13 protein-coding genes are annotated in these 19,177 nt (G+C 46.1%); 9 read left to right on the forward strand and 4 right to left on the reverse strand.

The features are described 5' to 3' along the window. The first annotated feature begins 1 nt into the window (after position 1). Genes ACLHR0_RS23760 through ACLHR0_RS23785 form a run of 6 tightly spaced genes read left to right on the forward strand, consistent with a single transcriptional unit; the run spans position 2 to position 7,078 of the window. Entirely contained in the window at positions 2-1,153 is a 1,152-nt protein-coding gene (locus ACLHR0_RS23760) for a sugar transferase (RefSeq protein WP_436490016.1), read from the forward strand. Further along, on the forward strand, positions 1,153-2,361 hold the full coding sequence (locus ACLHR0_RS23765) for a glycosyltransferase (RefSeq protein ID WP_436490018.1): 1,209 nt from the start codon (positions 1,153-1,155) through the stop codon (positions 2,359-2,361). The genes ACLHR0_RS23760 and ACLHR0_RS23765 overlap by 1 nt, the downstream gene beginning before the upstream one ends. Continuing rightward, positions 2,345-3,268: a glycosyltransferase family 2 protein gene (locus ACLHR0_RS23770; protein WP_436490019.1), complete on the forward strand. Its 924-nt coding sequence runs from the start codon at positions 2,345-2,347 to the stop codon at positions 3,266-3,268. Before ACLHR0_RS23765 ends, ACLHR0_RS23770 begins: the two co-directional genes overlap by 17 nt. Then, positions 3,256-5,157 (forward strand): asparagine synthase (glutamine-hydrolyzing), encoded by a 1,902-nt coding sequence (gene asnB / locus ACLHR0_RS23775; protein ID WP_436490021.1) that lies wholly within the window; start codon positions 3,256-3,258, stop codon positions 5,155-5,157. The genes ACLHR0_RS23770 and asnB overlap by 13 nt, the downstream gene beginning before the upstream one ends. 1 nt (position 5,158) lies before the next feature. After that, positions 5,159-6,286 carry a glycosyltransferase family 4 protein gene (locus tag ACLHR0_RS23780; protein WP_436490023.1) on the forward strand — a complete coding sequence of 376 codons (1,128 nt, stop codon included), beginning with the start codon at positions 5,159-5,161 and terminating at the stop codon, positions 6,284-6,286. A 21-nt stretch (positions 6,287-6,307) separates the two neighbouring features. After that, positions 6,308-7,078 (forward strand): class I SAM-dependent methyltransferase, encoded by a 771-nt coding sequence (locus tag ACLHR0_RS23785; protein ID WP_436490025.1) that lies wholly within the window; start codon positions 6,308-6,310, stop codon positions 7,076-7,078. Positions 7,079-7,135: 57 nt separating this feature from the next. Here ACLHR0_RS23785 and ACLHR0_RS23790 read toward each other — a convergent pair whose 3' ends face one another. Together ACLHR0_RS23790 and ACLHR0_RS23795 are read right to left on the reverse strand one after the other, a co-directional pair. Then, entirely contained in the window at positions 7,136-7,981 is an 846-nt protein-coding gene (locus tag ACLHR0_RS23790) for a beta-1,6-N-acetylglucosaminyltransferase (RefSeq protein WP_429047738.1), read from the reverse strand. A 10-nt stretch (positions 7,982-7,991) separates the two neighbouring features. Continuing rightward, complete coding sequence (locus ACLHR0_RS23795; RefSeq protein WP_436490028.1) at positions 7,992-9,332, reverse strand: lipopolysaccharide biosynthesis protein; 1,341 nt, start codon at positions 9,330-9,332, stop codon at positions 7,992-7,994. Between the two features lie 481 nt (positions 9,333-9,813). Here ACLHR0_RS23795 and ACLHR0_RS23800 point away from each other — a divergent pair, with 481 nt between their 5' ends. After that, positions 9,814-14,445 carry a PKD domain-containing protein gene (locus ACLHR0_RS23800; RefSeq protein WP_436490030.1) on the forward strand — a complete coding sequence of 1,544 codons (4,632 nt, stop codon included), beginning with the start codon at positions 9,814-9,816 and terminating at the stop codon, positions 14,443-14,445. Here the strand turns inward: ACLHR0_RS23800 and ACLHR0_RS23805 are convergent. Both ACLHR0_RS23805 and ACLHR0_RS23810 read right to left on the reverse strand, forming a co-directional pair. Beyond that, positions 14,442-15,056 (reverse strand): acyltransferase, encoded by a 615-nt coding sequence (locus tag ACLHR0_RS23805; protein ID WP_370910366.1) that lies wholly within the window; start codon positions 15,054-15,056, stop codon positions 14,442-14,444. The two genes, ACLHR0_RS23800 and ACLHR0_RS23805, sit on opposite strands and share 4 nt — an antisense overlap. A gap of 2 nt (positions 15,057-15,058) precedes the next feature. Then, complete coding sequence (locus ACLHR0_RS23810; RefSeq protein WP_429047742.1) at positions 15,059-16,264, reverse strand: glycosyltransferase; 1,206 nt, start codon at positions 16,262-16,264, stop codon at positions 15,059-15,061. Positions 16,265-16,437: 173 nt separating this feature from the next. Between ACLHR0_RS23810 and ACLHR0_RS23815 the strand changes: the two genes are divergently transcribed. Together ACLHR0_RS23815 and ACLHR0_RS23820 are read left to right on the forward strand one after the other, a co-directional pair. Next, positions 16,438-17,961: a GNAT family N-acetyltransferase gene (locus tag ACLHR0_RS23815; protein WP_370910368.1), complete on the forward strand. Its 1,524-nt coding sequence runs from the start codon at positions 16,438-16,440 to the stop codon at positions 17,959-17,961. Between the two features lie 136 nt (positions 17,962-18,097). Beyond that, positions 18,098-18,895, forward strand: coding sequence for an FkbM family methyltransferase (locus tag ACLHR0_RS23820; protein ID WP_429064745.1), 798 nt, complete (start codon positions 18,098-18,100; stop codon positions 18,893-18,895). Positions 18,896-19,177: the final 282 nt, after the last annotated feature.

Genomic DNA, 19,177 nt, shown 5'->3' on the forward strand with positions numbered 1-19,177 from the left:
GATGGATACCTTTACTCAAAATTTACTGCAGGTAGAAAGCATCAGAGGAGTAGATACCGGTAAAAGCTCCCTGTTTACCAAAATGCCGGACGCTGAAAGTATTTTGCTTTTTGTTGGCGCCCCGCATAAGGGAATGCTGACAGAAAACGATCAGTTCAGATGCATAGTGACCGAGAACGTAGAAGATGCGCAAAAAGTGATCAGTCAGTTGCAGCACGTTTTTAAGAAAGTGCCTGCGGCAATTATTTACCGCTTCGACAGTGCCTATGAATCGGCCCTTTCTGAATGGGACAGCTATTTTAAAACACACCAGTTTCTTTGCTCCATTCCTTTTTTCGTATACACAGAAAAAGGATTTGATGAAATGAAATCGCTGGTGACCAGGCATTCATTTATTGATGACATCATCACAATGGAGGCATGGCATATGCTGGGTAACAAAATTGCCATCGTGAGCAAGTTTAAACGTATGCGCACCTTCCCGGTATATAAAAGTAGCAGTCTCCGTACCCGGCTATACAACCGCAAATTTTACAGCAATTTCCTGAAACGTACGCTCGACGTAACACTGGCCGGCAGCGGCTTAATATTGCTGAGTCCTGTATTGCTGACGATTGCCGTATTGATCAGGATGGAATCCAAAGGTCCGGTGTTCTACGCCGCCAAGCGCGCTGGAAGAAATTACCGCGTCTTCAAATTCTACAAATTCCGTACAATGGTACCTGATGCGGACAAGCAACTGGATAAAATTAAGCACCTCAACCAGTACGACGGGCAGACAGACGGACCGGTTTTTATAAAAGTATCCAATGATCCGCGGGTGACCAAACTCGGCAGCTTCCTGCGCAATACCAGTTTAGATGAGATTCCTCAGCTGCTGAATGTACTAAAGGGAGATATGTCGCTGGTAGGTAACCGCCCTTTACCTTTATATGAAGCTACCACACTTACTACAGACGAATGGGTGGAAAGATTCCTCGCTCCGGCTGGTATCACAGGTTTGTGGCAGGTTAGTAAACGCGGAAAGAAGGATATGTCCGTAAAAGAACGGATTGACCTGGATATCAATTATGCCCATAAACGCTCACTCAGGTATGATATGTGGCTGATGGCCAGTACGCCGTTCGCGCTTGTTCAAAAAGATAATGTATAATGATAACGATTATTGAAGTAATACTGTTTGTTTACCTGGCCGGTTGTGTATTGTACAATCTGTTGTTAGCCATCGCCGGCCGTTTGAGCCGGAAAAAGAAGATTGCATACGAGGAAACTGTTGATTACGCGAGGATTGCCATTCTCATCCCGGCATATAAAGAAGACAGTATTATTTTATCTACTGTAAACAGTTATAACCGCCTGCGTTACCCGTCAAAGCATTTTGAAGTGGTAGTCATCGCAGACTCTTTGCAGTCACGGACCATGGCAGAGCTGGCAGCAACAGGCATAAATGTAATGGCCGTTAAGTTTGATAAAAGTACCAAAGCTAAATCGCTGAATACCGCTTTTGAAAGGTTGGGAGACAATTTTGACCTGGCCCTTATCTGCGATGCCGATAATATGCTGGAAGCAGATTTTCTTTTGAAGATCAATCACGCTTATCAGCAGGGGCACCACGCTATTCAGGGACAAAGAGTAGCCAAAAACCTTAACACGCCTTTCGCTATCCTGGATGCAGCCAATGAAATCATCGCCAATCACCTTTACCGCAAAGGTGCCAATGCGCTTGGATTGTCCTCTTCGGTAATTGGTTCAGGCATGGCCTTTCACTACCCGCTCATCAAACAGATCCTTAGTGAAATACAGGCCACCGGCGGATTTGACAAGGTGCTGCAACTGCTGGTGATCTCAAAAGGACACAGCATTTTATACCTGGAAGACGCCTATGTGTATGATGAAAAGATTACGCATGCAGCCGTATTTGAAAATCAGCGGAAACGCTGGATGTCCAGTCAGCTGGTATACCTGCGCACATTCTGGAGTAAAGGATGGTCGGCTTTATTCAAAGGTGACATCAATTATTTCAATCTTGCGGTGTGCCAGAATGCGTTGTTGCCGCGGATGCTGCTGCTGGCAGCCTTAACGGTTTGTACCGCGCTTTCATTGCTGCTGGAGCACTTTGTACCGGTTTCAGTTTACTGGTGGAGCGTGTTGTTTATATTGAATATAGTGAGTTTGCTGCTGCCTATCCCGGGGAAATTTTTTACAAAATATCTTTTCACTGCGGTGGTTACGTTACCACGTGCTATCGGCATCATGATATTATTGTTATTCCGCCTGAAAGGTGCAGATAAAACTTTTATACATACTACTCATACCCAAACAGGTATTGACAATCCTTTATTAGATGCAGCCAGAAAGTAATACATATTGTCCGCTGGTATCCATTATAACCGTTAATTATAACAATGCCAAGGTAACTGCGGAACTCATGGCCTCCCTTAACAGGATCAGCTACCCCAACCTGGAGATTATTGTAGTGGATAACGCCTCTGCAGAAAACCCGGTTGCGGTGATAAAAAATGAGTACCCGTCTGCCATCGTCATTGAAAGTAAAAGTAACCTGGGTTTTGCAGGAGGAAATAATCTCGGTATCAAAGCTGCTACCGGTGAATATCTTTTCCTGGTAAATAATGATACAGAATTTACCGAAGGATTGATAGAAGGCTTACTGGAAGTATTTGGCAAACATCCGGATGCCGGTGTGGTAAGCCCCAAGTTCCATTACTTTTTTCAGAAAGGAACCATAGAATATGCCGGGTACAAAGCAGTGGATACACTCACGGGAAGGAACAGTATGATTGGTTGCCGTGAAGAGGATAAAGGCCAGTACGATGCAGTATCAGAAACACATTACGCCCATGGAGGCGCCATGATGGTATCTGCCCGGGCCCTTGCAAAGGTAGGCCTGATGCCGGAAGTATATTTCCTGTATTATGAAGAATTCGATTGGTGCGAACAATTCAAACGCCAGGGATATAAGATATACTACCAGTACAAATCGCTGATCTATCACAAGGAGTCCATGACCACCGGAAAGAACAGCCCGCTGAAAACGTATTATATTACACGTAACCGGATATTATTCATGCGCCGGAATGTAAAGCTTCCAGCCAGAATGTTTTTCATGCTGTATTTTACTTTTCTTACCATTCCCAAAAATACCCTTCAGTTTTTACTAAAAAGGGAATCGGTTCATATGAATGCATTCTGGAAGGGAATTTTCTGGAATCTTAAACACCCTAAACCAGATAACATATGTGTGGCATAGCAGGGTTTATTGATTTTACCCAAAAATCAGACGCAGACATCCTGCGTAGCATGACAGATGTGATGGCGCACCGCGGCCCCAATGACGCCGGATATGAAGTGTACGAACATCCACAGGCATCTGTTGGCCTCGGTCAGCGGCGTTTATCCATCCTGGATCTTTCGAAGTCCGGCCACCAGCCAATGCACTACGAACAATATTCCATTATTTTCAATGGAGAGGTATATAACTTTAAAGAAATCCGCACGGAGCTGGAAAAACTGGGTCACCACTTCCATTCCGGTGCTGATACTGAAGTATTGCTGAAAGGCTATGCGCAATGGGGTGAAAAGATCCTGGATAAATGCATCGGTATGTTTGCCTTTGTTATTTATGACCGCACCGCAGAGGAAGTAACGCTGTTCCGCGATCGCGCCGGGGTTAAGCCTTTATACTACTACTGGCATGATCGCACCTTGCTTTTTGCATCCGAGTTAAAAGGGATTTGTGAACATCCGGCTTTCCGGAAAGAGATTGATGAGAAGAGCTTGTCCCTGTTCCTCCAATACAGCTACATTCCGGCGCCGTACACTATTTACAAGAATACCCATAAGCTGAAACCGGGGCATCTCCTTAAATTATCGCTCCGCGACGCTGCTATCCGGGAAGTCCAATACTGGAATGTACTGGATGCTTACCGTCAGCCGCTTACAGGATTATCTGAGCATGATGTCATCAAGCATACAGAGGAACTGATGCATAGCGCTTACAGTTACCGCATGGTATCTGATGTGCCGGTGGGCGTTTTCTTAAGCGGGGGATACGATAGTGCCAGCGTTGCGGCACTGCTGCAGTCCAATACTTCCAGCCGCATCAAAACCTTCACCATTGGGTATAAGGAGCCGCAGTGGGACGAATCAAAAGAAGCGAAGAAAATAGCGATGCACCTGGGCACCGAGCACTACGAATGGATAGTAGGAGCCAACGATGCGAAAGACGTGTTGCATCACTTACCGGAAATATATGATGAACCATTTGCAGATAATTCCACCGTACCCACTACGTTGGTCAGCAGGTTTGCCAGTAAAGAAGTAAAAGTGGTCCTCTCTGCTGATGGAGGCGACGAAGTATTTGCGGGGTATAACAAGTTTAACCAGTCGCTCCGCTATACCGGGAGTTTCCCAAAGCCCTTACAGCGCACGCTTAGCGCCGCCATGTCTGTGGTATCGCCGGAAATTATCCCTTACTTTAACAAGCAATATAATTTCGCGTCCCGGTACGAAAAAATGAAACTGATATGGGCCAGCGGTAAACCGCAGCACGCCCTAAAATATATCAGCCAGTACCTGACAGAAAATGAAGTTAATTATTATACCGCCGTACCGGCAGATGGTTATAAAACCAACTTCGATATGAACGGGGAGCTGGATAATATGAATGATCCCCTGAACAGGTTGCTGGCAGTGGACTATAAAACTTTCCTGGTAGATAACAACCTGGTAAAGGTGGACAGGGCCACAATGTCGGTGAGCATTGAGGGACGGGAACCTATGCTGGATCACCGTTTGGTGGAGTTCCTCGCAAAAGTGCCTGCTGGTCTTAAAGTAAAGGATGGTATCAATAAATATATATTGAAAACAATTGTACATAAGTACATTCCCAAAACCCTGATGGAACGTCCAAAAAGACCTTTCATTGCTCCTTTGCAGGAATGGTTTAAAGACGAGCTGAAAGAACAGATGCAATATTATCTGTCAGGTGAGCGCCTCGCAAAATCAGGGCTTTTCAATGTGCCTCATGTGGAGCAGCTGTTGGAAATTTATTTGTCCGGAGGAAAGGTGAGTCACCAGAAATTATGGAATATGCTGGTTTTCCAGTTGTGGTATAGTCGCTGGATAGAAAAGTTATAGTATGGGCAAAACAAATGGTAAAACACGGGTACTTGAAACCATCCGCCAGGGTAAAATTGGCGGGGGAGAGAGTCATGTACTGGACCTGGTAGCCTCGCTGGATAAAACCGCGTTTGATCCCATCGTGCTTTCTTTCACAGAAGGCCCTATGATAACGGCTTTACAGAAAATGGATATTCCCGTCTTTGTAATCGAAAGTGAGAAAGCATTTGATATCAGCGTCTGGAAAAAAGTAAAAAAATTCATGCAGGACCAGCGGATAGATATTGTGCATGTGCATGGTACCCGCGCAAACACAAATGTGTTGTGGGCCGCACGCCGCCTGGGTTTACCGGTGGTATATACCATTCATGGCTGGTCTTTTCATGACGGACTGCATCCACTGGCCAAACGTCTGCGTATTGCTGCTGAGAGGTTTATTACCGGTAAAACTCAGGTGAATATCTGTGTGTCGGAATCCAACCGGCAAACCGGTGTCAAAGCATTTAAAGATTTTACCGGTATTGTGGTTCGAAATGGGGTGAACCTGCAGAAGTTTAATCCCGATCAGTCTTACCCGGACTTGCGCGTGGAATATGGCATACCGGAAGATAAACTCCTGGTTTGTTTTATAGCGCGCATGACCTATCAAAAAGACCCGGTATGTATGATCAGGGGGTTTGCGGGAGCGCTGCAACAGGCGCCGCAGCTGCATTTGCTGATGATAGGAGATGGAGAACTGATGGATGCTGCGGTAAGCGCCGCTGCGGAAGCAGGCGTGGAAAAGCAGGTAACTTTCGCCGGCTTCCGCCAGGATGTACCCGCAGTGCTGCATGCAGCGGATATTTACTGCCTGCCCTCTTTATGGGAAGGCTTTCCTATCGGCGTATTAGAGGCCATGGCAATGGGGAAAGCCGTTATTGCCAGCGATGTTGACGGTACCAAAGAAGCGGTGAAAGACGGAGAGAACGGACTACTGGTGCCATCAGCTAATCCCGCGGCATTGGCTGAGGCCATTGTGAGGGTGGCAAAGGATAATACCCTGAGGGCTACATTGCAAAGTAATGCTAAAGCGGCCATTGCGGCGAATTTCAATGTGGCCGGTATGACAGAAAAAATTGCGGCTGTATATCAACAGCTTTGTAAATAATAACATTTTATCAATTTCAATATGACAAACACCGTAATCACCTACGAATATGATCGGATCACCGATATAAAAAGACTCAACTTTATAACGGATAGTCTGAAAAGCAACATTCCGGATGGGGGACGTGTATTGGATGTAGGATGTGGTAATGGCGTTATCAGCCGGCATCTCGGACAGTTTGGCTATGAAGTGCTGGGAATAGATATCAGCGAGAAAACCATTGCCGTTGCCCAACAGCGCAATACTTATCCTAATGTGAGGTTTGCAGCCATCAGCGCAGAAGCGCTTACTGCCCAGGGCGAAACGTATGATGCCGTAATATGCAGCGAAGTACTGGAGCACCTGGATCACCCGGGGCTGCTGCTGAACACCATTCACGCATCACTGAAAGACGATGGATTATTGGTTGTAACGGTTCCCAATGGTAATGGCCCCAGGGAATTGTGTGTAACAAGACCCATGCTCAAAGCGCGCAATAACCCCGTTTTGTGGAAGAACATTAATAAAGTAAAAAGTGCACTAGGGTTTAAAGGTACCACTGCACAATCCCAGGCAGATAACCTGGATCACGTGCAGTTCTTTACGCGTAAAGACTTACAGGATCTGGCGCAGGCGAGTGATTTCAAAATTGTGAGGTTTGCGAAAACGAATTTTGTGGAAGATGTATTTCCTTTTTCCCTGTTGACAAAGCGCCTTAAATTCCTGCAAACGCTCGATTGCCAGGTAGCAGAAATATTGCCGTACAATTTTACCGGTGGCTTTAACACCTTATGGAGAAAAAGTGCCGGTTGATTTTTGAATGTTGGTACAAATAGAGAAAGGCTGATCACGGTGATCGGCCTTCTCTTTTTACAGGCGGTTGGCCGCCGCATCTATTTTATCCAGTAGTTCCGGCGTTTTATCCATATCAAATTTACGGGCCAGTAATTTACCCGACCGCAGTATAGCAGGAAGGTCGCTCATGGTAAACGTTTTGGGATGCGCATGTCCTTCGGACCAGTCTATATACCGCTGGTAGTTATTTTGTACGCTGTTCTTAAAGGGCCCGTTCATAATAATGGTCTGGAAAATGAATTCATCCCCTCCCCAGGTATATTTGTAAAAGCGCTCAATCTCCGGGTGATCCTGGATATACCGCAGGCACCAGGTGGCACATTCCTGTGTGAGGCTCCACCAGAGCGATCCTCCATACACTTCCAGGTTCAGGGGATGACGCCTGTGGGGCAATATTTTATTGATCCATGCCGTGATCCTGTATTTCCCCGGCAGGCGGAGATCTTCAAAATGATAGGAGGTAATTTTGGGCATCATCTTTTTCAGTTCATCCGCAGGAAGCAGATCCAGGAATTGTTGTCCTGCGCGGTTGCTGAAAAAATCATAGAACATATTCATATCCGTAAGCGGATAATCCTGTGCACTGATGAGATGAATAAAGCCATATTGACTGCCTGAGCCGGCAATAAATTCGATTCCGTTCAATGCTGCCTGTATGGTTCCATATCCCGCCCAGGTAACATTTACCCGTTTTTCAATAAAGTATACCTGCGGCATATTCATCGCCTCCTGCCAGTCATTGATATCAGATTTGGCATCGAGGTGTATATAACAATCAATGGCAGGGTGTTGCAGCCTGTTCAGCAACCGGCATAGTTGCGCCGGGTTTTTATGACTCAGTATAATAAAAGCGAGTTTCATAAACTGAAGATTATTTATACTGTAAACGGAACAGTTTTATTTTTGACAATAACATTTTGCATTCAAACCAGCCGTAGTGCCATATACTTTTCAGGTTCACCGCGGGAAGATAACGCCGCAGGAAAATATATCCGAAGATGACCGCAAATAAAAGGTTCAGGGAAGAAGCAACAGCCACCGCACGGATATCTGCAAAAAGCAATACCAGCGTGATATCCAGCACAATATTCAGGATCAGTTTAATGAGATTTTTGTAGAAGTTAATCAGCGGTTTGTTGATCATATCCAGTGTAACCCCAATAAAGCGGTCGATAGGATAGAGGATAGCCGAGAACAGGAATATCCGCACAATATCTGTGGCCGGCAAATAGGCTTTGGCGGCCAGCAAAAGGATCAGGGGTTTGGTAAAGAGCAGCAATCCTACCACAAAAGGAAGAATGAGAATGGTAACCGTACCGGTATACCTGCAAAAGGCACGGGATACTTCTTTCCAGTCGTTCCGGTTGGCAGCGGCAGAAATAGTGGGCTGTGAGGTGGCTACAAAACTTCTCAATATAATTTCAATTACCTCCATGAATTTCTGGGGAATACTGTAAACCGCTACGGCCGCAGGATTGAGCATTGTTCTGAGTACCAGATTATCGGAATAATTCAGAAAAGCAGAAGAAACCATACTGCCTACTATCAGCCGCCCGTAATGGTACAGTTCTTTTACCTGGACTTTCGTTCTGGCAGCCATCGTTGTTAAAGCTGTCCACCGGAATATCATGCAATAAATGCTGGTGATCAGCAGCGATAATGAATAGGTATACAATACGTTGTGAAGTGTTACCTGTTTCATCAGGAACAGGCCGCCGAGTAAAACCAGGAAGGACCCGTTTTGCAGCATACGTATCTGTACAATTTTATCAAACCTATGCGCAGCCTGTAATACCCAGGTGGCAAAGTTAAAAGGCAGTGAAAATAAAGTCATGACTCCGAGCCATCCCAGGAAAAAGTGCCAGGTGGCGCTGAAATACGGATAAGCAACGGCGTATACCAGGAAGGACAGCAGGATAAAAGAGATAGTGAGTACCAGGGAAATGTACCAGGCAGCCCCGGTAACCTGCCTGGTAACAGCAATGTCTGTTCCTGCGCTGAACTTAATAATGCCGGATTGCAGCATGGCGGTGCGTATCTGATCCAGGATATTGTAAGTGGCCAGAAATAACACCCATTCACCAAAGGCGCTCAGGGAAAGCATCCTCACCAGTAATGCAAAGGAAAGTACGTTGAAAAAAGCCATTATAACGTTTCCTAGAAGGGAATGGAAATGCCTGTTACGAACAACAGCTAAAAGTTTAAATGCCATGAACCATTAATTACATTCAAATTGTATGAAAAACAATGGTCTTTTACAGGATGAGGCTAAAAAAAAGAGGAATATTCGATGCTCAGAATAACAAAGGTAGTTTTTTTATTTAGAATAAATAGCATCGCAAGGAGAGATAGATTGAAAATAAACAAATAAATATAGATATAAAATATTTATACTTTATTTATTGTAATGATATATGTTAATTTTTTTCATTATGTGAATTAAAAAAAAGCTTTCTTTGCAATAGTAAAAACCCCTTTTTCCGGGAACTTTTAAGTATTGACTATGAGGATAGACTTTTAAAAACCAATTGCACAAGCCATATATTTATATGATAAACCATCTGCTATTGCTAAGGCAATTTTTTTGCCGCGGTATTTATAGGCTAGGCGCTGTTATATTATTAATATCCTGTTTTGGGTCGGTCCCTGTTTTCAGCCAGGTTCAGACAGCGCGTTCGTTTAGTGATCCTACGATGTCCAATATCAAAGGCTTCTATGAATATCTTCCCGCCGGCTATACGCCCGGGAGTGGAAAGAAATATCCCCTGATTATTTTCTTTCATGGCAACGGGGAACTGGCCAGCTATGGCTCTCCGTTATCTGCAGTACTCAGAAATGGTCTCCCACGGGTAATCAACGACGGGAAATTTCCCACCACCTTCACCGTAAACAATCAAACTTTTTCATTTATAGTGATATCCCCCCAGTTTAACACCTGGCCGGGTTCCGGAGATGTGACGCTGTTTAAAAATTATCTTCTTACAAAATATGATATCGATCCTTCCCGCATTTATATCACAGGCCTGAGCATGGGAGGTGGACTAACGTGGGGCACGCTCTGTGAAGATAAAACCAAGGCCAAGGCTTTTGCAGCAGCAGCTGTTGTTTGCGGCATGTATCCACCCACCACCGCCTATGCTGCGGTAGTGGCTTCAAATAATACACCGGTATGGGCTTTTCATAACGACGCTGATCCAACAGTGCCTTCCGACTATTCAAAAAACTGGGTAAAATATATTAATGCCACCGTGCCGGCCCCCAATCCGCTGGCAAAACTTTCTATTTACAGCGCCGCTTCCCACGATGCGTGGACCAGGGCTTACGATCCCGCCACAAAGGAAGATGGCAAAAATATGTATGAGTGGATGCTGCAGTATACGCAGGGTGGAACAGTACCCACCACGCCGCCACCCGTTACAGGAGGGAAACGTATTGTTGTACCAATGAGCAACACCGCCAACGGACGTGCAGAAATGTATTATCCGGACGCAATGAAAACACTTAACGTAAATCCCGGTGACACATTATGTATTCCGGCCGGAGAATATGAATACCTGCATCTCGGCAACCTGACGGGAACTGCAGCGAAACCTATTGTTATCATCAACTGTGGCGGACAGGTAAAGCTGGGCGTAAAGAACCAGGGCACTGCAGCCGTATTCAATGCGCCAACCTGCCGGTTTGTAGAGATAAGCGGGAGCGGAGATAAAAATTATGAATTTGGGTTTGACCTGAATGGTACAAATATAACAGGCCTTAAAATATTCGGTCTTACACTGGGTATGGGCGCCTCCGATTTTGATGTGCATAATGTCTATATCCACGATGGTAACATCCTGTTACAGGCAAAAACCCTGCAAACCTGTGCGCAGCCTCAATACCTCGAAGGCAACTTTGTAATGAAGAATGTGAAACTCCATCACATTAAATGCCGCAACTCGACCGGTGAAGGTTTTTATATCGGTAACACGCATTACTACTGGACAGAAGGCACCTGCGTTGATATGAAGTCGCACTGGATTGAAAACCTCTGGGTATACGACAATGACCTGGAAAATATTGGCAGCGACGGATTACAGATCTCCATGGCGAAGAATGGTGACAACCGCGTATTCAATAACCGGTTGGTAAATTATGCCACTTCAAAGAACTCTGCACATGGTTACGGAATCCTGATTGGTTCCGGTTCCGCCCTGAAAGTTTATAATAACACCATCACCACTGGCTATATGCCAGGTGTTACGGTTTTCGGTTCGGGCGTAAGCGAAATATATAACAATGTGATCTCTGATATTTTTTATGAAGGAATCAACGTGGCAGATAAGATTCCGGAAAACACCACTCTGGATGTTTTTCCTCCTCCTGCTGCCATCATCTACAATAATACCATTGTTAATACAGATGCAGGTAAGAACGGTATAAAGATATTTGCCTACCAGACACCCATCGGGCACCAGGTGTATAATAACCTGCTGGTGGAAACAGGAACAGCCTACGATTATCCTTCAAAGGGAATGTATATTAAAGGAGACCAGCCTATTAAGCTGACCGCCAGCAACAATCTTTGTTACACAGATGTGGCCTCCGCCAAATTTGTGGACGGAGCTGCGAAAAACTACCGGCTGACATCTACTTCAACAGCGGTAAACACTGGCAGGGATATGACTGACTTTTCCCTGAAAACAGATTTCGACAATACCGCCCGTCCACAGCAGAGCAAATACGATGTGGGTGCTTTTGAGTTGAAAACCGGTACCACTTCACCACCCGTTTCAAATGCAGGTGGTGACCTTACCATTACCTTACCAATAGATTATGTAACCCTGGACGGCGCATCATCGGCCGCTTCAGGCGGCAGCACCATTCAAAGCTATGCGTGGAAGAAGATCAGTGGTCCCACCGCCGGCACCATTGTGAGCCCGAACGTCATTAAAACAAATGTAACGGGACTTACACAGGGAACCTATGTATATGCTTTGACCGTCACAGACGATAAGGGGCTGACAGATAGCGACAGCATCACGGTTACCGTGAAACCCGCTGCCAATAAGCCACCGGTGGCCAATGCCGGAAGTAATATCCAGGTACAGTTGCCCGTAAACAGTGCGTCACTGGACGGCAGCGCCTCTACGGATGCCGACGGACAAATAACCACCTGGGCCTGGACGAAAACCGCCGGTCCTGCCGGGGGCGATCTTTCCGCTGCCAATGCTGCTAAAACAAATGTAGCCAACCTGGTGGCAGGCACTTATACTTACCGTCTCATCATCACAGATAACACCGGCGCCAAGGATACGGCCACCGTTAATGTCACCGTAACCGCCGCGGCTAATAAACCGCCGGTGGCCAATGCCGGAAGTAATATCCAGGTACAGTTGCCCGTAAACAGTGCATCACTGGACGGCAGCGCCTCTGCGGATGCAGACGGACAAATAACTGCCTGGTCCTGGACAAAAACCGCCGGTCCTGCCGGGGGCGATCTTTCCGCCGCCAATGCCGCCAAAACAAATGTAGCCAACCTGTTGGCGGGTACTTACACTTACCGTCTCATTATCACAGACAACACCGGTGCAAAGGATACGGCCACCGTAAATGTTACCGTAACCGCTGCTGCTAATAAACCACCAGTAGCTTATGCCGGGAAAAATATACAGATCCAGTTGCCGGTAAACACCAGTGCGCTCGACGGCAGTAATTCCACTGACAGCGACGGACAAATCGTGAACTGGTCATGGCAGAAAACCACCGGCCCGGCTGGCGGAGACCTGGCAAGTGCCGGCGCATCCAAAACAACGGTGAGTAACCTGTCTGCCGGTACCTATACCTACCAGCTAACGGTTACTGATAATAATAACGCCACTGCCACAGCCACCGTAACCATCCTGGTACTGGCAGCAGCGCCCAATCTTTCGCCGGTAGCAGATGCGGGCAATGACATAGCTATCCAGCTACCGGTAAGCAGCGCAGCCCTGGATGGCAGCGCCTCCACAGATGCCGACGGACAAATCGTTACCTGGCTATGGGAGAAAACTGCAGGTCCTGCGGGAGGAAATCTTTCCGCCGCTAACGCAGCCAAAACAAATGTCACCAACCTGCAGGCGGGAACTTATACGTTCCGGCTGACAGTCACCGATAACGATGGCGCTACCAGCAATGCCACTGTGAACATTACAGTAACCGCAGCGCCGGTGAATAATCCACCGGTGGCCGTTGCCGGAAATGATATACAGATCCAGTTACCGGTAAGCAGCGCAGCCCTGGATGGCAGCGCCTCCACAGATGCCGACGGGCAAATCGTTACCTGGCTATGGGAGAAAACCGCTGGCCCTGCGGGAGGAAATCTTTCCGCCGCTAACGCAGCCAAAACAAATGTCACCAACCTGCAGGCGGGAACTTATACGTTCCGGCTGACGGTCACTGATAACGATGGCGCTACCAGCAATGCCACTGTGAACATTACAGTAACCGCAGCGCCGGTGAATAATCCACCGGTGGCCGTTGCCGGAAATGATATACAGATCCAGCTACCGGTAAGCAGCGCAACCCTGGATGGCAGCGCCTCCACGGATGCGGATGGACAAATCGTTACCTGGCTATGGGAGAAAACCACAGGTCCTGCAGGAGGGAATCTTTCTGCGACCAATGCCGCCAAAACAAATGTCACCAACCTGCTGGCGGGAACTTATACGTTCCGGCTGACGGTCACTGATAACAATGGCGCCACCAATTCTTCTTCAGTAAGTATTATGGTACTGCCTTTGGAAAATAAAGCGCCGGTAGCCCAAACACAGGGTGATAGGAGCATTCAGCAGCCAATGAATTCGTTCATTGCAGATGGCAGTTCATCTTATGATCCTGATGGTAATATTGTGAAGTATGAATGGACACAGGTAGAAGGACCCGCCACCGCCAATTTAAAAAGCCCTGACCAGGTACAAACACTGATCAACGGCCTCCATGCGGGCAAATACGAATTCAAACTTACTGTGACGGATGACAGGGGCGGTACGGCTACCAGCAACTTTACCTTAACCGTACTGGGCAACGATATTATCACGCATGAGGAAGACTCATTGGGTATATTCCCCAACCCGGCCACACAATACATCCGGTTACGGATCGTGCGGAGCGGCGCAACGCCTTTGCAGGTGAGGATTTTCGACATGAATGGCCGCATGCAGCAACAGCTGAGATACACCACGCCTGATTCATTCCAGACAGAAGTGAACATCAGCAATTTATCAAACGGACATTTCATTATAGATGTGAAGTCGGAAGACAGCAGCTACAATAAGAAAGGCCGTTTTATAAAAGTAAGCAACTAGATTTTTTCCCAGGTACCACTGGATAACTGATATTGACGGATAGGGCGGGCAGGGTTGCCCGCCACTATTGTAAAAGGAGGAACGTCTTTGGTAACCACACTGCCGCCCGCCACTACAGAATGGCGGCCGATGGTTACGCCTGCGGTAATAACGCTGTTGGCGCCAATCCAGCAATCTGCTTCTACAACAATTTCTCCAACGGTGCAGGGCTGCAACGCAATCGGAACATCGGGATCTTTGTACCCGTGATTCAAACCTGATAATACAATGTTCTGCGCCAATATAACATTGTCGCCTATACGAACCGGGCCAATCAGCACATTGCCTATCCCGATCCTTACATGGTCGCCAATAATTACCGCGCCCATTCCATTATTTACGGTGGCAAAGTCTTCTATGGTGGAGTAGTTTCCGAGAGTAAAAGTGTTAAATGGCAACACATCCATCCGTGTCCGCCTTCTTATCAGGGAGCCTTTTCCTTTTTTATGGAGGAAGGGATTGATAAACAACCGCACCCACAGGCGTGGACGGGCCTGATGCTTGGGCATCAGCAGGTATAAAGCCAGTTTCTTCAGCCCCGGGTGTTGTTTCAGTTTGTCTTTTATACTCATAATCAATTACCGCTGGAATTTAAGATCGCCTGGTAAATGGCCGCAACGGAATTCTCCCAGGTATGTGTGCCTGCAAAGCGGATACGCTCAGCGGCCAGCCCCGGATCTGCGTTATCTGATAAAGCTTTTTCAATCAATGGAACATAATCGTCCGGTGAAGGCGCCAGGTAAACATAATCCCTGAACAGTTCCATGGTTTTAGTAGCGGTTGCTACCACCGGCTTACCCATGGCAAGATATTCGTCGATTTTCAACGGGTAATTGCCTGCTGTGACTTCATTGATGACTTGTGGATTAAGACACACATCAAAGGACTGCACATAGGCAGGAAGCTGCGATAAGTCCTTATGCCCCGTAAAATAAACGTTGGGTAGCTGATGAAGCGCTGACGCTTTGAAGTCATCATCTTCCGGGCCAACCAGCACCAACTTCCATTCCGGCCGTTCGCTGGCTATCTTTACCAAAACGGAAATATCCAGTCGCAGTGATTTAAGCGCCCCCACATAACCAATAACCGGTCCCTGTCCTGTTGGCACATCATCCGGAACCGGATGTTTATCCGCCGCATTGAACAGCCGGAGGTCACATCCCTGTCCCACATAATAGCTGGAAGGGTTGTACTGCTGCAGCATTTCCTTGAGGTATAATGAATTGGCTACTGCGGCATCGGCCTTGGCAATGTGCTGCGGTTCAAGCCGCAGCCCGTGCTTTTTCCAGTAAGGCACGCCCAGCAGGTAGTCCCTGCTATAATATACATAACTGGAAGGCTGCAGCATTTCCTTGAGGTAGAAGCCGCGGAATATATCATTATCATTAAATAGAATGATGTCTTTGAAATTCATTTCCTTGACAGCATCCATAATACTGTCTGCAAACTTTCTGTTATTCCGCTTGTTAAACCAGGAGAATAAAGGGGTGAAAGGCAGCCAGTTAATAGATTCGAGGATGGCAGAAGGGTAGTAGTTCCAGAGGTTATCACTGATCGGCACAATGGCAGGTACCTTTTTCTGAATAGCATTCAGCTGGTATTGCACATGCGGATCTTCCTTCCCGGTCATAAGGGTATTCCTGTCCAGCGGAGCGTTAATATATAATACCCTGTTATGCCGGGCAAATTCCCGCGCAATATTTTTACAGTTGCTTCCAATAGTAGTGTACCATTGTTGCAGCCCTATTACAACGATATCTCTGTTTTGAATTAAAGGCACAGTAGCAAAGTGTAGATGATGTATATCGGTTTATTGAATTAATATGTGCAGGTCTGCCGTTGGGGATGGTTAAATATTGAACTTCTTAGCTCTAAATGCAAAGTAAATAAAAAAAATCGATATTATTGGAGTATTAGAATAAGAATCGTTCTTTAAAAACAGAAAAAGAGGCTATGTCAGAAACAGTAGAAATAAGAACATTGACCGTTGAGGATTACCTGGATCTTAAAGAATCCATGGTGTCTGCCTATGCCGATATGGCCGGCAGCTATTGGCGGGAGCCAACCATACGGCGACTGATCACACTTTTCCCGGAAGGGCAGATCGCAGTGACGGTAAATGACAAGGTAGTGGGGTGCGCACTGGCCATTATAGTGGACTATGAGAAATTTGGTGATAGTCATACTTATGAACAGATCACCGGTTATTATACGTTTAATACGCATAATCCAAAAGGCGATACACTTTATGGGATCGAGGTGTTCGTACATCCCGATTATCGCGGTAAGCGACTGGCCCGCCGCTTATATGACGCCCGTAAAAATCTCTGCGAACAACTGAACCTGCAGGGGATCGTGGCCGGCGGACGTATACCTAATTTTGAAAAGTTCTCCGACCGGATGTCGCCCAGGGAGTATATCGAGAAAGTGCAGGACCGGGAAATTTATGATCCCACCCTCACATTCCAGTTTTCAAATGATTTCACGGTAAAGAAGATCCTTAAAAACTACCTGCCTAACGATGAGGCTTCGAAAGGCTTTGCCACGCTGCTGCAGTGGTTTAATATCTATTACGAAAAGGACCTGGATACCATCCGCTATAACAAATCAACCGTACGCATAGGACTGGTGCAGTGGCAGATGCGGGATTATGGCAGTCTTGAAGGTTTCCTGCAACAGGTGGAGTATTTTATCGATGCAGTAAGCGACTATGGATCCGACTTTGTTGTTTTCCCGGAACTCTTTAACTCTCCGTTGATGAAAGAGTTCAACCAGATGGACCCGGCAGGAGCTATCAGGGGAGTAGCCCAATACACGCAGCAGTTAAGGGAAATATTCCAGCAGCATGCGGTAGCTTATAATGTCAATATCATTTCGGGCAGTATGCCGATTGTGATCGATGAGGTACTGTATAATATTTCCTACCTCTGCCGCCGGGATGGTACCTACGAGCAGTATATTAAGATCCATCCCACACCCGGCGAGGTAGCTGCCTGGGGAATTAAGGGAGGAAGCGATATTAAAGTGTTTGATACAGATTGCGGTAAAATCGGCATCCAGATCTGCTATGACGTGGAGTTCCCGGAACCGTCCCGTATCCTGGCAGAACAAGGTATGCAGATCCTGTTTGTGCCTTTCATGACAGATACGCAGCATGCCTATAACCGGGTACGGTTCTGCGCGCAGGCCAGAGCCGTTGAAAATGAGTGCTATGTGGCCATCGCCGGCTGTATCGGGAATTTGCCGAAGGTAAATAATATGGACCTGCAATATGCGCAATCCTGTGTATTTACCCCATCAGATTTTGCTTTTCCGGTAACAGGCATTAAGGCAGAATCAACGCCAAACACCGAAATGGTGGTTATCGCGGATGTGGACCTGGTATTATTGAAAGAATTACACGCTTTTGGAAGCGTGCAAACTAAAAAAGATATCCGGCGGGATCTGTATGAAGTAAATTATAAAAAGAAGGGGTAATTGTACATATAGATGAGGAGGATTTTCGAATTATAAACAGATGTAATTTGATGCCTGAAAATAAATAGGGTAACGGCTTGCGGAGGCTTGCTGTTATCCTTTTTTAGTTTTAAATTCAGTGTAAATCCCCAAAGTTATGAAAGATCAAGCCTATTATCCTTCCTGGAGGAATTTATCTAAGTACAGACAGTATCTTGCCTATTTTAGTGAATATATCAGGTATAACGACTGGAAATCCCTGCAAGCGTCCCTTAAACTCGTTTTATTAAACAAACCCTCTCTGAATGAATGGAACGCAAAATCAGCCATGGGACTTTTCCGGATCCGCGGAGGCACAACCGACTTCCAGTTTATTAATTATGCATACGAGAAGCGGGTACGCGACTTCCTAAAGGAGCAGGTAGAAAATGGGAACATCGACGGTTTTATTGACATTGGCGCCTGTATCGGGGAGTATGATGTATGGCTGGGTGGAAAAGGAATCCCCTGTGTTGCTTTTGAACCCGTGAATTACAAAGCCGTGCAGGAAAATATCACCCTCAATCATGTGGAAGATAAAGTGAAACTTTACGCCTGCGGTCTTGGTAGCAGGCAGGAGAAGGTGAACTTCAATATTATGAGTACTGTTACCGGGTCAAGTTATATCGACCGGGATAGCGATAAAGAAGGCAATATTCCTATTGAAAAACTGGATGACCTGATTCCTGAAATAGGATTTGACCTGCGCAGTAAAATCGTTATGAAGCTGGATGTGGAAGGAATGGAGACAGAAGTGCTGGAAGGTGCGCGTAATTTTATCGGCAAAGCCGATCATCTGCGTATCATTTTTGAACGCTATGAAGGTGACAATACTGTAAACGATAAGTTGAGCTCATTAGCTAATTTTACTTTCGACAGAATAGACCAGTTTAACTATCTCGCTACAAAAATATAGTCCAGCTCTTTATGATGATAAAGGCAATACATGTTCATTTGTGTGTTGCCTTTCGTAGTTTTACCACCCGACGGGCGGAATAAACAAGTCGAATGGATTGTTTTTATTTGTTATATATAATGAAACGTTCAGTGATTTTAAATAGTAGTAAATTATAAAATTATATTCTGTTTAATAATTGATAATTAATATATTGAGAGATTTAACTGAAGTGATACTATAATGTAAATAGGCTATTTTTCATGATCACTAACAAATTGGCCGCGAAAAATGATCATTTCA

It is taken from the genome of Chitinophaga sp. ARDCPP14, assembly GCF_051362515.1.
In the GTDB taxonomy this organism is placed as follows: Bacteria; Bacteroidota; Bacteroidia; order Chitinophagales; family Chitinophagaceae; genus Chitinophaga.

Bases quoted from the DNA above. Each gene is read 5' to 3' on its own strand.
- ACLHR0_RS23760 (WP_436490016.1), top strand. From the start codon at position 2: ATGGATACCTTTACTCAAAATTTACTGCAGGTAGAAAGCATCAGAGGA.
- ACLHR0_RS23765 (WP_436490018.1), top strand. From the start codon at position 1,153: ATGATAACGATTATTGAAGTAATACTGTTTGTTTACCTGGCCGGTTGT.
- ACLHR0_RS23770 (WP_436490019.1), top strand. From the start codon at position 2,345: ATGCAGCCAGAAAGTAATACATATTGTCCGCTGGTATCCATTATAACC.
- asnB (WP_436490021.1), top strand. From the start codon at position 3,256: ATGTGTGGCATAGCAGGGTTTATTGATTTTACCCAAAAATCAGACGCA.
- ACLHR0_RS23780 (WP_436490023.1), top strand. From the start codon at position 5,159: ATGGGCAAAACAAATGGTAAAACACGGGTACTTGAAACCATCCGCCAG.
- ACLHR0_RS23785 (WP_436490025.1), top strand. From the start codon at position 6,308: ATGACAAACACCGTAATCACCTACGAATATGATCGGATCACCGATATA.
- ACLHR0_RS23790 (WP_429047738.1), bottom strand. From the start codon at position 7,981: ATGAAACTCGCTTTTATTATACTGAGTCATAAAAACCCGGCGCAACTA.
- ACLHR0_RS23795 (WP_436490028.1), bottom strand. From the start codon at position 9,332: ATGGCATTTAAACTTTTAGCTGTTGTTCGTAACAGGCATTTCCATTCC.
- ACLHR0_RS23800 (WP_436490030.1), top strand. From the start codon at position 9,814: ATGTCCAATATCAAAGGCTTCTATGAATATCTTCCCGCCGGCTATACG.
- ACLHR0_RS23805 (WP_370910366.1), bottom strand. From the start codon at position 15,056: ATGAGTATAAAAGACAAACTGAAACAACACCCGGGGCTGAAGAAACTG.
- ACLHR0_RS23815 (WP_370910368.1), top strand. From the start codon at position 16,438: ATGTCAGAAACAGTAGAAATAAGAACATTGACCGTTGAGGATTACCTG.
- ACLHR0_RS23820 (WP_429064745.1), top strand. From the start codon at position 18,098: ATGAAAGATCAAGCCTATTATCCTTCCTGGAGGAATTTATCTAAGTAC.